13 protein-coding genes are annotated in these 13,854 nt (G+C 36.7%); 10 read left to right on the forward strand and 3 right to left on the reverse strand.

Translation table 11 applies throughout. The features are described 5' to 3' along the window. The first annotated feature begins 24 nt into the window (after nucleotides 1-24). The 4 genes from ACWPWS_RS12115 to ACWPWS_RS12130 all read left to right on the forward strand — a co-directional run bounded on the left by ACWPWS_RS12115 (nucleotide 25) and on the right by ACWPWS_RS12130 (nucleotide 3,856). Nucleotides 25-390, forward strand: a complete 366-nt coding sequence (locus ACWPWS_RS12115; protein ID WP_454046658.1) for a DUF1304 domain-containing protein — start codon at nucleotides 25-27, stop codon at nucleotides 388-390. Between the two features lie 530 nt (nucleotides 391-920). Next, nucleotides 921-2,171 (forward strand): quaternary amine ABC transporter ATP-binding protein, encoded by a 1,251-nt coding sequence (locus ACWPWS_RS12120; protein ID WP_454046659.1) that lies wholly within the window; start codon nucleotides 921-923, stop codon nucleotides 2,169-2,171. Nucleotide 2,172: 1 nt separating this feature from the next. Then, nucleotides 2,173-3,000: an ABC transporter permease gene (locus ACWPWS_RS12125; protein WP_454046660.1), complete on the forward strand. Its 828-nt coding sequence runs from the start codon at nucleotides 2,173-2,175 to the stop codon at nucleotides 2,998-3,000. A 1-nt stretch (nucleotide 3,001) separates the two neighbouring features. Next, nucleotides 3,002-3,856, forward strand: a complete 855-nt coding sequence (locus ACWPWS_RS12130) for a glycine betaine ABC transporter substrate-binding protein (protein ID WP_454046661.1) — start codon at nucleotides 3,002-3,004, stop codon at nucleotides 3,854-3,856. A gap of 296 nt (nucleotides 3,857-4,152) precedes the next feature. Here ACWPWS_RS12130 and ACWPWS_RS12135 read toward each other — a convergent pair whose 3' ends face one another. Further along, nucleotides 4,153-4,530 (reverse strand): winged helix-turn-helix transcriptional regulator, encoded by a 378-nt coding sequence (locus ACWPWS_RS12135; RefSeq protein WP_105684557.1) that lies wholly within the window; start codon nucleotides 4,528-4,530, stop codon nucleotides 4,153-4,155. A gap of 92 nt (nucleotides 4,531-4,622) precedes the next feature. Here ACWPWS_RS12135 and ACWPWS_RS12140 point away from each other — a divergent pair, with 92 nt between their 5' ends. Next, on the forward strand, nucleotides 4,623-5,612 hold the full coding sequence (locus tag ACWPWS_RS12140) for an NADP-dependent oxidoreductase (protein ID WP_454046662.1): 990 nt from the start codon (nucleotides 4,623-4,625) through the stop codon (nucleotides 5,610-5,612). A 3-nt stretch (nucleotides 5,613-5,615) separates the two neighbouring features. Beyond that, nucleotides 5,616-6,086, forward strand: a complete 471-nt coding sequence (locus ACWPWS_RS12145; RefSeq protein ID WP_454046663.1) for a cupin domain-containing protein — start codon at nucleotides 5,616-5,618, stop codon at nucleotides 6,084-6,086. 323 nt (nucleotides 6,087-6,409) lie between these two features. Here ACWPWS_RS12145 and ACWPWS_RS12150 read toward each other — a convergent pair whose 3' ends face one another. Both ACWPWS_RS12150 and ACWPWS_RS12155 read right to left on the reverse strand, forming a co-directional pair. Then, nucleotides 6,410-6,871 carry a thioredoxin family protein gene (locus ACWPWS_RS12150; protein ID WP_309513385.1) on the reverse strand — a complete coding sequence of 154 codons (462 nt, stop codon included), beginning with the start codon at nucleotides 6,869-6,871 and terminating at the stop codon, nucleotides 6,410-6,412. Then, the gene (locus tag ACWPWS_RS12155) at nucleotides 6,868-8,937 is read right to left on the reverse strand and encodes a TonB-dependent receptor plug domain-containing protein (RefSeq protein WP_454046664.1); all 2,070 of its coding nucleotides are present in this window, start codon (nucleotides 8,935-8,937) and stop codon (nucleotides 6,868-6,870) included. Before ACWPWS_RS12155 ends, ACWPWS_RS12150 begins: the two co-directional genes overlap by 4 nt. 122 nt (nucleotides 8,938-9,059) lie before the next feature. Between ACWPWS_RS12155 and ACWPWS_RS12160 the strand changes: the two genes are divergently transcribed. The 4 genes from ACWPWS_RS12160 to ACWPWS_RS12175 all read left to right on the forward strand — a co-directional run bounded on the left by ACWPWS_RS12160 (nucleotide 9,060) and on the right by ACWPWS_RS12175 (nucleotide 13,817). Further along, nucleotides 9,060-10,211, forward strand: coding sequence for a homogentisate 1,2-dioxygenase (locus ACWPWS_RS12160; protein WP_454046665.1), 1,152 nt, complete (start codon nucleotides 9,060-9,062; stop codon nucleotides 10,209-10,211). Nucleotides 10,212-10,384: 173 nt separating this feature from the next. Beyond that, a complete protein-coding gene (locus ACWPWS_RS12165; RefSeq protein WP_454046666.1) occupies nucleotides 10,385-11,896 on the forward strand; it encodes a succinate CoA transferase in 1,512 nt (503 codons plus the stop codon). Between the two features lie 201 nt (nucleotides 11,897-12,097). Beyond that, the gene (locus tag ACWPWS_RS12170; protein ID WP_454046667.1) at nucleotides 12,098-12,283 is read left to right on the forward strand and encodes a bacteriocin-like protein; all 186 of its coding nucleotides are present in this window, start codon (nucleotides 12,098-12,100) and stop codon (nucleotides 12,281-12,283) included. 259 nt (nucleotides 12,284-12,542) lie between these two features. Then, a complete protein-coding gene (locus ACWPWS_RS12175) occupies nucleotides 12,543-13,817 on the forward strand; it encodes an acetyl-CoA hydrolase/transferase family protein (protein WP_309513382.1) in 1,275 nt (424 codons plus the stop codon). The last annotated feature ends 37 nt before the right edge of the window (nucleotides 13,818-13,854 follow it).

Consider the following 13,854-nt stretch of genomic DNA (forward strand, 5'->3'; position numbering starts at 1 on the left):
TTTTACAATGAGAAAATATTTATTATGGAAATCGTTGCTAAAATTCTGATCGCAATCGTTGCACTGGAACATATTTATATTCTTTGGATGGAAATGTTTGCCTGGGAAACCAAAGGAAAGGAAGTTTTCAAAGCAGCTTTACCTACGGAAATGTTTAAACCTACCAAAGGATTAGCAGCCAATCAGGGACTTTACAATGGCTTTCTGGCAGCCGGACTGATCTGGTCATTTTTGATTAAAGATCCGCAATGGCAAACCAATGTGGCGCTGTTCTTTTTAGGATGTGTAGCCGTAGCAGGAATCTATGGAGCAATTTCAGCTACTAAAAAAATATTCTTCGTTCAGGCTTTACCCGCTATCCTTGCCATTATTGCCGTTTTATTGAAATAGTCTTACGGGTAATATCGTCAAAGTTTCTTTTCACATCAATATTCTCTTAACTAGAATGATAAGAGAAGAAATCCCTGTGAAACACAACTTTAAAACAATACTGAAAATCAACATATTACAGCCTAAAAAACTCATTTAATATAAAATTCGTAAATTTGCAGCGTCATAAAAAATTGATATACAGTTTTTTGATGCTGGCAAGCATTTTGATGAAATGTAGCCATTCAAGTTGTTCAGTACACATATCTGTAATTACCTCATCAGTAATTTAATTGTAGAATCTATGTAAAAGATTAACTTCCTTTTACATGATACACTCTTTTTCTAGAGTATAATCTATTGAAATATTTAAAATAAACATAAGGCCAGGTGGTCTTTATGCTGTTATTTTTTTGTTTAAAGCTTTTATCACTAAAGCCTTAGCAAATTATTTTATCCTATCGTCATCAGCAGAACAACAAATGCTAAATGTATATAATGAATTGGTGTACAATTATTTATATCAAATTATTAATTGAAAAATTCTGAATATGGAAAAAAATGAAAACACTCGAAAAGTAAAACTTAAAGTGGAAGACCTGACCATCATCTTTGGTAAAAACAAAGAAAAGGCACAGGAACTTCTGGACAAAGGTTTTTCCAAAAAGGAAATTCTTGAAAAAACAGGCTGTACCATCGGAATCAACAAAGCCAGTTTTGAAATCTATGAAGGAGAATTTTTTGTCATCATGGGACTTTCAGGAAGTGGAAAATCTACTCTGCTTCGTTGCCTCAACAGACTGAACGAACCCACTTCCGGAAAAGTATACATCAATGACGATGATATTACCGGTAAAAACAATAAACAACTGCTGGAAGTAAGAAGAACAGAAATGAGTATGGTATTTCAGAAATTCGGATTACTTCCCCATCATACCATTTTAGACAATGCAGGTTTCGGCCTGGAAATTAGAGGAGAAGACAAAGCTTCCCGTGATAAAAAAGCACAGAAAGCCCTGGATATTGTAGGATTGAATGGTTTTGAGAACCAGTATCCTTCCCAGCTTTCCGGAGGAATGCAGCAGAGAGTAGGATTGGCAAGAGCTTTGGCTAATGACCCGGAAGTACTGCTTATGGATGAAGCCTTCTCCGCACTGGATCCATTGATCAAATCTGAAATGCAGGATCAGATGCTTGAACTGCAGAATACATTACAAAAAACCATTGTCTTTATTACCCATGATTTGGACGAAGCCATTAAAATTGGAGACCGTATCGTCATTATGAAAGATGGGGTCATAGAACAGATAGGAACAGCTGAAGAGATCTTAACCAATCCTGCAAGTGATTATGTAAAAGCCTTTGTAGAGAAAGTAGACCGTAAAACAATTATTACAGCCAGATCTTTAATGTTCGACAAAGCTACAGTGGTACGTTTCAGAAAAGACGGTCCTGAAGGAGCTTTAAGAAAAATGAGAGCCACAGGACTGGAAAACTTACCTGTTGTAGATTTTCAGAATAAATTTCTGGGGTTTGTAACGCTTAATGACGTTGTCCGAATTGCAAAAAAGAAAGAACCTACAGTGGAATCCATTATCAACAGCAATGTTCCTTCAGTTTATCCAGAGGTAACTGTAGAAGAAATGCTGCCATTGATTTCCGGAAGTAAATCAGCCATCGCAGTAATTGATGAAGACAATAAATTTTTAGGTCTTGTTACCCAGCTATCTCTCATTATAGAAGCGACCAAGTTTAACGAAGAAGAAATCATTGAATTAAAAGAAATCGCAAACAATCAATAAGATGAATAAAACTATAGATATAGGTCAATATGTAGAAACTGCTATCAATTGGCTCACAGAAAATGGAAAACCTGTATTTGATGTCATAAAACACTTAGGAAACGCCTCTATTATGGGGATTGAATGGGTTTTGGTGCATACCCCCTTTTATGTTATCATTCTCTTCTTTACCCTGCTGGCATTATGGAAGGCAGGAAAAGGAATTGCTGTGGTAACGGCTGCCGGATTAAGTTTAATATTTTTAATGGGATTATGGAAAGAAACCATGGAAACACTGGCCCTTATTTTTGTTTCCACCATTACAGCTCTTATTCTTTCTATTCCTTTGGGAATTTTAGCGGCTAAAAGCACAATAGCAGACAAAATCATTCGTCCTTTACTGGATTTGATGCAGACCATGCCGGCATTTGTTTACCTGATTCCTGCCGTCCTGTTTTTCAGTATCGGTAAAGTTCCGGGAGCTTTTGCAACCATCATTTTTGCCATGCCGCCTGCGGTTCGATTAACCACATTGGGAATTGAAGCCGTTCCGAAAGATATTGTAGAAGCGGCCAGAGCTTTTGGAGCTACCAATCGTCAGATCCTGTTCAAGGTAGAGCTTCCTTTAGCCATGAAAACTATTTTAACAGGGATCAATCAAACCATACTTTTATCATTATCCATGGTGGTTATCGCAGGGATGATTGCCGCAGGAGGTTTAGGGGAGAAAGTATTGGAAGGAATTAATAATCTGGATATCGGATTAGGATTTGAAAGTGGTTTATCTGTAGTGATTTTAGCCATTATCCTCGACCGTATTACTCAGGGATTTGTAAAGAAAAAGCAATAAGATGAAACAATTAAAATATCTGTTTTTTCCCGTTTTAATGTTAGTATTTGCAGCATTAAATTCGTGTGAAAATATAAAAAACTCCAAATACATCACCATAGGAATGGTAGATGGCTGGGCAGAAGATGTTGCCATGACGCATGTTGCCAAAGCCATTCTGGATAAACAGGGTTACCATGTTATAATTCAAAAAGCGTCTACCGATATGATTATGGCTTCAATGAATAATGAAGATACAGATCTTTTCATGGGTGTCTGGCTTCCTTATACACATGCTAAAAAACTGGCAAAATTCCCGGGATTAACCCATATTGGCACCAATTACAACAATGGCCGTATAGGATTAGTAGTTCCGGAATACGTCCCTGTTAATTCCATTGAAGAACTCAATCAGCATAAAGATCAGTTCAATCACAAAATTATTGGAATTGAAAAAGGAGCTGGATTAACAACCGGAACGGATAAAACTATTATTGATTATAAGCTGGATTATCAACAGATCAACTCCTCTACCATTGCCATGATCACCGAATTGCAAAACGCCATACAACGTAAACAATGGATTGTAGTAACCGGATGGCAGCCTCACTGGATGTTCGGCAAAATGAAACTTAAATTTCTTGATGATCCTAAAAAGATATTTGGTGAAGCAGAGCAGATTAAAACCTATTCCAGAAAAAGTTTTGTGAAGGATCATCCGGAGCTTGCCAGGTTCTTTTCCAGACTTCATTTTGATGATGAAAATATGTCTGATCTTTTAATGAAAATGGAACAGAGTAAAAATAAAGAAGCTACCGCTAAACAATGGGTGGAAGATCACTCTGAACTGGTAAATTTATGGTTAGATAAAAATTAATAAACAATTTGGTTATATTCAAAATCCTCAACTCTATATGGGTCTGAGGATTTTTTATTGTGATCTATAGCTCAGAAGTATTCATAGATTCCTTGATCTTTTCCCGATGAAGCAATATCAAAGGCGCAAAGAAATTTAATAATATACTGCTGTAAGGCGCAAGAAAATCAAAGATTTTCAGCAAAGGTTTTATAAAATAAATAAACAGCATTCAATTTTATCGGAGATAAAATCCTTGCGCCTTACAACATAAGAAAAAAAAACTTAGCGTCTTTGCGTTTTCCAATATCTCATAACTACCCCATTGATTCCTTGATCTTCTCTCGATGAAGAATCCCCCAGTTTACCAATGTTTCCGTCACCGGAAAAACAGACTTTCCATATTCAGTTACCGCATACGTTACGGTAATCGGTTTTGTATCCTGAATGGTTCTTGTAATCAAAAGGTTTGTTTCCAGTTCTTTTAATTCTTTGCTCAGCATTTTAGCAGAGATTCCTTCAATACTTCGTTCCAGTTTTTTAAAATGAATCATCTGATCCGGCCTGTTGGTCAGATACCGTAAAATCATCAGTTTCCATTTTCCTCCTAACACATCCAGACTGTCCCGCATCGCGAACAATTCTTCTGTACAGCTTGCTTCTCTTTCGATGCCGTTTTCTATGATTTTTGCCATAATAGTTTCATCAAGGTAACTAGTTACCATTAGTTAACTAGTAGCAAATATAAACTATTCCCTCTTTACATTTGTGTATCAAATAAAAACATATGAAAGCACTTATTTTAAATAAAAACGGAAAACTGGAGGACGGATTTACAGAACAGCCCAAACCTAAAAGCAATGAAGTTTTAATCCAGATTAAAGCAAGTGGTTTCAACCCCATCGATTATCAGATGCTGGAAAATGAATTGGAACGGAAACTGATCAGTTCCCCGATATTAGGAAGAGAATTGTCCGGAATTGTAACAGATAAAGGTTCCGAAGTTACAGAATTCAATATTGGTGATGAAGTATATTGTGGCAGCGGCTCTATGGGAAGCAACGGTACTTACGCTGAATATATTGCTGTTCCGGAAGCTATTGTTTCTTTGAAACCTGAAAATATTTCGTTTGAACAGGCAGCTGCTATTCCTTCCGCAGGGCTTACTTCTTCGCAGATCTTTAAACGCTTACAATTAAATCCGAAAAATACTGTCCTTGTGACAGGTGCAGCCGGAGGTGTGGGTTCATTTCTGATTAAACTTTTACTGGCACATAATATCCGACAGGTTATTGCGACCGTTGGCAATGAAGAAAACAGGCAGATGCTTATCAAATTAGGTCTGAAAGATCATCAAATCATTAATTACAGAGAGGAAAATCTTATTGAAAACATTTTAAAAGCCAATAACGATCAGCCTTTTGAATTTGGAATTGATCTGGTTGGAAACTCTATGTCTGAAGTGACAGCTGAAGTTTTAAAAATTAATGCAACTTATGTGGATGTGACCGCTTTAGTCACTAAAGATGCTCATGAAATGCTGTTCAACAAGGGAACTTTGATCATGAATATCTCCAATTATACCTATGGAATGATAAAAAAATATGAGTATTATAAAAACAGTTTACTAGAAATAAAAAGACTTATTGAAAACGGAACAATTCTTCCTCCTCAGCATAAACTCGTAGGAAACCTTTCTCTGAATACTGTTTTGCAGGCACATTCTATATTAAAAAAAAATCAGACCCAAGGGTATAAACTTATTATGAAACATTAATCTATGAACAAAATACCAAGACGAATCGTAACTGGAATTAAAGAAGGAAAATCGATTATTATTGAAGATCAACAGGTAGAAAACGCTGTGGAACATTTTCCCGGACTTATTATTTCAGATGTATGGAATACGCAGAAAATGCCGGCCAGCTTAGAACTTGAAACGAAAATTCCCAATACCGGATTTCCTCAAACTCCCAAAAACGGCACTTATTTCCGATATGTAGTAATCCCTCCGGATAAAGATCTAGGAGTAGAATGGAAAAAGAACGAACCTCACCCAATGATGCATCAAACACCAACACTGGATTACATTATTATCCTTTCCGGTGAGCTCTATCTCATCATGGAAGAAGGAGAAACGCTTCTGAAACCGGGAGATATCGTCATACAAAGAGGCACCAATCATGCATGGAGCAACCGTACTGATGAACCTTGTATTCAGCTGGCTGTTTTGATTGATGCTGATAATTAATTAAAAGATTTAATTATTTAAAAATTTAAAGATTGGGATCGTTCTCACAAATTTTAAAACTTCAACAAGCCAAAAAATCTGTGGCATCTGTGTAATCTGTGGGAAATAAATAAAATTTTGCTAGGTTAGAAAAATGCAAAGGCGCAAAGAAAAATAAATAATGTGTTGTTTTTTAAAGCGTAGAAAATCAAAGATTTTCAGCAAGAAATAATCTATAAAGTATCAGGAATATACAATTTTATCGCAGATAAAATCCTCGCGTCTTAAAACATAATAAAAGAAAAAAACTTTGCGCCTTTGCGTTTTCCAACAAAATCTCCCACTTACAAAGCAGAAATCTCCAACAGTTTCTGCTTCATTTTTTCAGGCGTCATCTGCCCTTCCTGATAATACACTAAGTTCTGATGCTTATCCAAAAATACCCACAAAGGATAAACAGGCTGGTTTTTATTCTTTGACAACGCCAGTGCCAATTCATGAATTCCAGAATTTCCATTTTGCAGATATTCAAACTCCTGATTCTGAAAGTGGATTTTCTCCTTTGTCTTCTCCGCTTCAAAATTGACGAAATAAAAATGGTCATTGATCATATTAACCAACTCTTTATCTTTACTTAAACGGAAGGACTCAATTTTACAAACCGAACACCAGTCCGTATAAAGATGGATTACAACCGGTTTAGGATTTTCTTTCTGCTGAACCTCAAGATCAGAAAAAGTGCCTGTCTTCATCTGAGACAGATAAAAACAGGGCACTAACATTAAAAATAAAGCTAATTTTTTCATTTTAAAGTATATTTTACTCCCAGAAAACCTCTGATCCCTTGCATCGGAGCATAGCCGTATGCCGTATCAAAAGTATAATGATTAGGATTGTTGATAGGATCATCAACATGCTTATCAAATGGGTCAAATGGTCTCATCAAAGGATCTTTAGGCCTGAAATTGAATAAATTTTTCATCCCGCAATACACTTCAAATCCGGATTTGAAACTCTTGGACACCTGAATATTGGCCAAAGAATACAATGGTGAATATTCAGGGCGGTAGTCATTCACCAGGACCGGAAGCCTCATAGGGCCGTAAAACTGTCCTGTAAAATCTATAGTCAGATTACTTGGAAACTTATACGTCAGGTTATACGTTCCACTCCACTTTGGAGCATGCAGCTGTTGTGTTTTTTGATTCTCATTATCAAATTTCTGATAGACATCCAGGTAAGTCACTCCCAGATTAACACTCAGAGGAAACTGAAAACTAAAATCCACATTCAGGGAAGCTCCTCTTGAAATTCCATATCCATGAAGGTTATCATAAATAATTTTATTAGGATCGGAATCAAAATCTCCTACAATTTTATTACTGAAATAGGTATAAAACGCAGACGCATCAAGATTCACCATTCGGTTACCGACAGGGATTTTCCAGATATAGTTCAGGTTTCCGTTAACAGATCTTTCCGGTTTCAGGTCAGATTTTACCACAACTTCTCTTGAACCTGTTAAGGCTGCGTGATCTTCCGTAAATAAATTTACCACTCTGAATCCTGTTCCAAAATTAAAACGTAAAGTATGATATGGATTAGGATTGAATTTCCATGCAAACCTTGGTGAATGTACAGAATGATGTACTTTATCGTAATCGTATCTGTAGCCAATCAACAAAGTATTTTTATCATTGATTTCCCACTGATCCTGGATAAAAGCTCCCCAGATTGGAGATTTCATCGGAGCATTGGTAATTCCGTCTGAAGCTAAAGTTCCCGGAGTGTTATCATCGTAAAAAGTTCTTTTGAAAGTAAGCCCGGCAGTGATATCATGCTTTCCGAAGCTTCTGTCCCAATAGGTCTGTACAAAAGCTACCTTTTGTGTTGCATTGAAAGGATTTGATCCATAAAAAGAGTTCTGATCATGATAATTATAAGAAAACTGAGTCACGATATGCTCTTTCATTGGCCATTCATACAAACCAAAAACTTCTGCCCTGTTGGTGTAAATACTTTCTCCATATACTTCATCACTTCCACGGAAAGATTTATTCCATTGCATTTCTCCCCCAAAACGGTCTTCATACAGATACCTCAAAGCAAAACTTGCCTGTCTGTTTTCTTTTCTCTTAAAGTTCCACTTGTTGAATACAGAAATTCTGCTTTGTAAAGTGGCATCCGTGAAATTATCTTTATTCTGATCTATTCTTTCCTGAAAACTGAAATAATTTAAACTTAATAATGAAGCGGCATTCTTCCCGACATTAAACTTGGTAGAAAGATCCAGATTATTTTCAAACCAGCTCGATGTCATCAGGTCCACACTTAATTTAGGAGCAGTCAAAGCATTTTTGGTGATAATATTGATCACTCCTCCCATGGCTTCAGAGCCATAAATTGATGAAGCTGGCCCTTTCACTACTTCAATCCTGTCTACCAGACTATTGGGAATCCCACTCAGGCCATACACTGTAGATAGTGAACTTACAATGGGCATTCCGTCAATCAGAATCATGGTATAAGGACCTTCCAATCCGTTAATGTGAATATCTCCCGTATTACACACGGAACAGTTCAGCTGAGGTTTTACACCGTTTACCATCGCAATCGCCTCAAAAATGCTGGGAGTAGGATTTTTCTGGAAAAATTTCTGACTGTAGATCTCTACGGCAACAGGACTTTTAGACCTGCTCATTGGTTTTATAGTTCCGGTAACCACTACATCCTCAATGTTACTTGTCTTAAATTCCCTCTTCATAACTTTTGCAGAATCCAGATTTTTAGTCTGTTGTAAACTCAAGCTGTCTGTCTCCTGCGCAAAACAATAGGTTGATAAAAAAGTAATAGAAAATAATATTCGCTTCATGAAATTAAAATTGTTAGACAAATCTAACAATTATTTTTCAAATACAAAACTTAATCTAAAAATATAGGTTGAGCCAATTCGTGAAAAATGATTAAATTTGAGAAACTACATATCAAAGTAAAATGAGATATCATCAATTGGGAAATATCCCACCAAAAAGGCATACGATCTTTAAGTCTCCGGAAGATAAATTTTACTATGAGCAGCTTTTCGGAACAGAAGGCTTCCATGGTATTTCTTCACTGTTATATCATATCCACCGCCCCACTCAGATTAAATCTATCGGTGAACCGAAAGATGTTACTCCCAAAATAGCTGTGGAAAAAAATGTTGCTCCGAGAATGTTTAAGGGAATGAACGTCACTCCTGAAAATGATTTCATGGACAGCCGAAAGATCCTTTTGATGAACAACGACCTGAAAATGGGATTGGCAAAGCCAAGAAAATCGATGGATTATTTCTACAAAAATGCTGAGTGTGATGAGCTTTTGTATGTTCATAACGGTACAGGGATTTTAAAAACATTTGTAGGTGATCTTGAATTTGTAACCGGAGATTATCTTATTATTCCGAGAGGAACCATTTATCAGGTAGAGCTGAAGTCTGATGATACAGTCTTTTTTGTATTAGAAAGCCATTCTCCTATTTATACTCCGAAAAGATACAGAAATGAATTCGGGCAGCTATTGGAACATTCTCCATTCTGTGAAAGAGATATGATTGCTCCTACTTATAAAGAACCCATCGATGAAAAAGGAGAATTCTTAATTAAAGTAAAAAAAGAAAACCAGATTACCGACTTCATCTATGCTACTCACCCGTTCGATGTGGTAGGCTGGGACGGCTATTTTTATCCTTATAAATTCAATATTAAAAACTTTGAACCGATTACCGGGAGAATTCACCAACCACCACCGGTTCACCAGAATTTTGAAGGACATAATTTCGTAGTATGTTCATTCTGCGCAAGAATGTATGATTATCATCCACAGGCAATTCCGGCACCATACAACCACTCCAATATTGATTCTGATGAGGTATTGTTCTATACAGAAGGAGATTTCATGAGCCGTAACCATATTGATCTGATGGATTTCACCCTTCACCCGGGAGGAATTGTACACGGACCTCACCCTGGTGCTATGGAAAGAAGTATCGGTAAAAAATTCACGGAAGAATATGCCGTAATGGTAGACCCTTTCCGTCCTTTAAAAATTACTGAAGAAGCTTTAAAAGTAGAAGATCCTTCTTATAAAACTTCATGGTTAGAATAAAACAGTAAAAATTATCAATAAAGTATTACTGAATACATACAAAAGACGCTTTAAATCCTTTATTTAAAGCGTCTTTTTTTGTAAATTTGTAAGGTATGGTTAACATATTTAACCATCATTATTTTTCATAACGCATCCTAAGTAATGGTGGTTTAAAACAAAATCAATATTACATGTTAGAAAGAATCAGATTAGAAAGTTTACACCAAAAGGTAACAACAGCTGAAAACGCTGTAAAAATCATTAAAGACGGTATGACCATTGGGTCCAGCGGCTTTACAAAAGCAGGTGACAGCAAGGCTATTTTGCCGGCACTTGCAGAAAGAGGAAAAACAGAAGACCTTAAAGTCACTTTGATGACCGGAGCTTCACTAGGGCACGGTACTGACGGAAAGCTGGCAGAAGCCAATGTTCTGAAGAAAAGAATGCCGTTTCAGGTAGATCCTGTCTTAAGAAACAAAATCAACAGCGGTGAGATTCTCTTCATCGACCAGCATTTGAGTGAAAGTGCCGAGCTTCTCCACACCAAAAATCTTCAGAGCATTGATGTAGCCATTATTGAAGCTGCCTATATTGAAAGAGATGGAAGCATTGTTCCTACCACTTCTGTAGGTAATTCCGTGACTTTTGCAGCTTTGGCTAAGAAAGTCATCATTGAAATCAATACAGAGATTCCTGAAGAAGTATATGGTATCCATGATATCTACCAGGCAGAAGATTATCCGTACAGAAATGTTATTCCTATTGTTGCCCCATGGAACAAAATCGGGAGAAAAAGCATCCCTGTAGATCCTGAAAAAATTGAGGCTATTGTATTTACCAATCGTAAAGACAGCCCGGCAGATATCGCAGAACCGGATGAAAAGACAACAGCCATCGCCAAACACCTTCTTGCCTTCTTTGAAAATGAAGTTCTTTTGGGACGCCTTACAGACCGATTGCTTCCTCTTCAGGCAGGTATCGGTAAAGTAGCCAACGCGGTTCTTACAGGATTCAAAGACAGTAATTTTTATGATCTGACGATGTTTTCCGAAGTACTTCAGGACAGTACATTTGATCTGATAGATTCCGGTAAACTGAGTTTCGCCTCCGCATCATCCATTACCGTATCTCAGGAATGTTATGAAAGAGTGCTGGGAAATCTTTCAAAATATAAAGACAAATTTGTTCTAAGGCCTCAGAATATTTCCAATACTCCGGGATTGATCCGAAGATTGGGAGTAATAGCCATCAATACTGCTATTGAATTCGATATCTATGGAAACGTAAACTCTACCCATATCGGAGGAACGAAAATCATGAATGGAATTGGAGGTTCCGGAGACTTCGCAAGAAATGCTTATTTAAGTATTTTTGTGACTCAGGCAGCTTCAAAAGGTAACAATATCTCTCACGTTCTTCCCATGGTTTCTCATACAGACCATACGGAACATGACGTAGATATTCTGGTAACGGATGTCGGTTTGGCCGACTTAAGAGGGCTGGCACCAAGAGAAAGAGCACAGAAAATCATCGACAATTGTGTTCATTCGGATTATAAGGAAGAACTACAATCCTATTTTGACAGAGCCTGTGAAAAAGGAGGTCATACCCCACACTTACTGCAAGAAGCATTCAGCTGGCATCTGCGGTTTGCAGAAACAGGAAGTATGAAACAGAAAACAGTTTTTGAAACTGCCAATTAACCTGAGTTTGGTTTAAGCAAAATTTTAAAATAATTGACCGTCATTTACTTTATCTAAGTTTAATGGCGGTTTTTTTTTGAATAAATAATTATTTTTTGGAATAAATTATATATTTCGGAATTAATTTTTAAATTTAAAAGATTTTAAAAGCGTACTCCGAAAAGCTATACGAGTAGGAAAAACTAAAAACAATAATAACTTATGAAAAATCTAAAAAAAATGAAGAGAAACGAGCTGAAAAATGTAAAAGGAGGAGATAATCCAACACGTGTCGTTTGTATTCAACTTATGAATCAGTTTGTAGAAGCATTTCCTGAAGATTTTTGCTATAATCCGGAAAATTCGACTCATACGGTATGCGTATGTAAAAGACTTTATGGTTTATAATACATGATAAAAATATAATTATCATACACTTAAAATATTTGTAAGATTCTTACAATAAAATGATAAACAAAAAGAACTGAATGCCAATGCATTTGGTTCTTTATTTTTTAGTTTAGTTCCATCCATCCTATATGATAAATGTCTTTCCAATATCTTTAAAATATTTGAAAATGTATTATTATAAAGATTATCTTTGAAAGAATAGAAGTATTTTTGAGGCAGAAAAATACTCTTAACACCCTTTTAAAAAAGATAAAATATGAATAATTACATCAGTGCAGAAGAGGCAATATATACGATAAAAAGTGGAAACCGTGTATTTTTCCACGGCAGTGCTTGTACTCCCAATTATCTGATTGATGAACTGGCAAGACAGGCTGGACGATTACAAAATGTGGAAATGGTTTCTATTACCCAGCAGGGAAATGTGGAAATTGCAAAACCAGAGTACAAAGACAGCTTTTTCATCAATTCTTTATTTGTTTCTACGCCTGTACGTGATGCTGTGAATTCTGACAGAGGAGACTTTGTGCCGGTATTTCTAAGTGAAATTCCTATTTTATTCAGAAAAAATATTTTACCACTGGATGTAGCGATCGTCACAGTTTCTCCACCGGATAAACATGGTTTCTGTACACTGGGAACTTCCGTGGATATTGCAAGAGCAGCCGTGGATACAGCCAAGATTATTGTGGCCATTGTCAATCCAAGAATGCCCAGAACCCATGGTGATGGAATGCTTCATATCAGCAGAATCCACAAGCTCGTTTGGCATGAAGAAGAACTTCCAACAGTAGACTATGGATCAAAAGTAGGGCCTGAAGAAATGCTTGTCGGAAAAAATGTAGCTGAGCTGATTGAAGACAGATCTACCCTTCAAATGGGTATTGGTACAATTCCAGATGCTGTTTTGAAATGTCTTACCAACCATAAAGACCTGGGAATCCATACAGAAATGCTGAGTGACGGTGTTATTGACCTTATTCAGGATGATGTAATCAACAATAAGTACAAAGGCTACAACGATAACAAAACTATAACAAGTTTCTGTTTCGGAACCCGAAAACTCTATGATTATGTGGATGACAATACCGTGTTTGCGTTCAGAGATGTAAGTGAAGTCAATTTCCCTATCAATATCATGAGAAACAAGAAAATGGTAGCCATCAATTCCGCCATTGAAATAGACCTTACGGGACAGGTATGTGCAGATTCTATCGGAACCATGCAATACAGCGGAATCGGAGGTCAAATGGACTTTATGCGTGGAGCCGCTTTAAGTGACGATGGAAAACCTATCATAGCCATTACCGCAAGAACGAAAAAAGGAATTTCCAGAATCGTTCCTTTTCTTAAACAGGGAGCTGGTGTAGTAACAACCAGAGGTCATATCCACTATGTCGTTACTGAATACGGAACAGCTTACCTGTATGGAAAAAATCTCCGCCAGCGAGCACAGGAGCTCATCAGTATAGCCCATCCGGATGACAGAGAAATGCTGGAGAGAGCTGCTTTTGAAAGATTTAAACATTGACAATCAATCATAAAAGACCTCAAAACGGTTTTTTAAC

The organism is Chryseobacterium sp. Marseille-Q8038 (assembly GCF_965111995.1).

Excerpts from the sequence above, each read along its gene's own strand:
- ACWPWS_RS12115 (WP_454046658.1), top strand. The coding sequence starts at position 25 with ATGGAAATCGTTGCTAAAATTCTGATCGCAATCGTTGCACTGGAACAT.
- ACWPWS_RS12120 (WP_454046659.1), top strand. The coding sequence starts at position 921 with ATGGAAAAAAATGAAAACACTCGAAAAGTAAAACTTAAAGTGGAAGAC.
- ACWPWS_RS12125 (WP_454046660.1), top strand. The coding sequence starts at position 2,173 with ATGAATAAAACTATAGATATAGGTCAATATGTAGAAACTGCTATCAAT.
- ACWPWS_RS12130 (WP_454046661.1), top strand. The coding sequence starts at position 3,002 with ATGAAACAATTAAAATATCTGTTTTTTCCCGTTTTAATGTTAGTATTT.
- ACWPWS_RS12135 (WP_105684557.1), bottom strand. The coding sequence starts at position 4,530 with ATGGCAAAAATCATAGAAAACGGCATCGAAAGAGAAGCAAGCTGTACA.
- ACWPWS_RS12140 (WP_454046662.1), top strand. The coding sequence starts at position 4,623 with ATGAAAGCACTTATTTTAAATAAAAACGGAAAACTGGAGGACGGATTT.
- ACWPWS_RS12145 (WP_454046663.1), top strand. The coding sequence starts at position 5,616 with ATGAACAAAATACCAAGACGAATCGTAACTGGAATTAAAGAAGGAAAA.
- ACWPWS_RS12150 (WP_309513385.1), bottom strand. The coding sequence starts at position 6,871 with ATGAAAAAATTAGCTTTATTTTTAATGTTAGTGCCCTGTTTTTATCTG.
- ACWPWS_RS12155 (WP_454046664.1), bottom strand. The coding sequence starts at position 8,937 with ATGAAGCGAATATTATTTTCTATTACTTTTTTATCAACCTATTGTTTT.
- ACWPWS_RS12160 (WP_454046665.1), top strand. The coding sequence starts at position 9,060 with ATGAGATATCATCAATTGGGAAATATCCCACCAAAAAGGCATACGATC.
- ACWPWS_RS12165 (WP_454046666.1), top strand. The coding sequence starts at position 10,385 with ATGTTAGAAAGAATCAGATTAGAAAGTTTACACCAAAAGGTAACAACA.
- ACWPWS_RS12170 (WP_454046667.1), top strand. The coding sequence starts at position 12,098 with ATGAAAAATCTAAAAAAAATGAAGAGAAACGAGCTGAAAAATGTAAAA.
- ACWPWS_RS12175 (WP_309513382.1), top strand. The coding sequence starts at position 12,543 with ATGAATAATTACATCAGTGCAGAAGAGGCAATATATACGATAAAAAGT.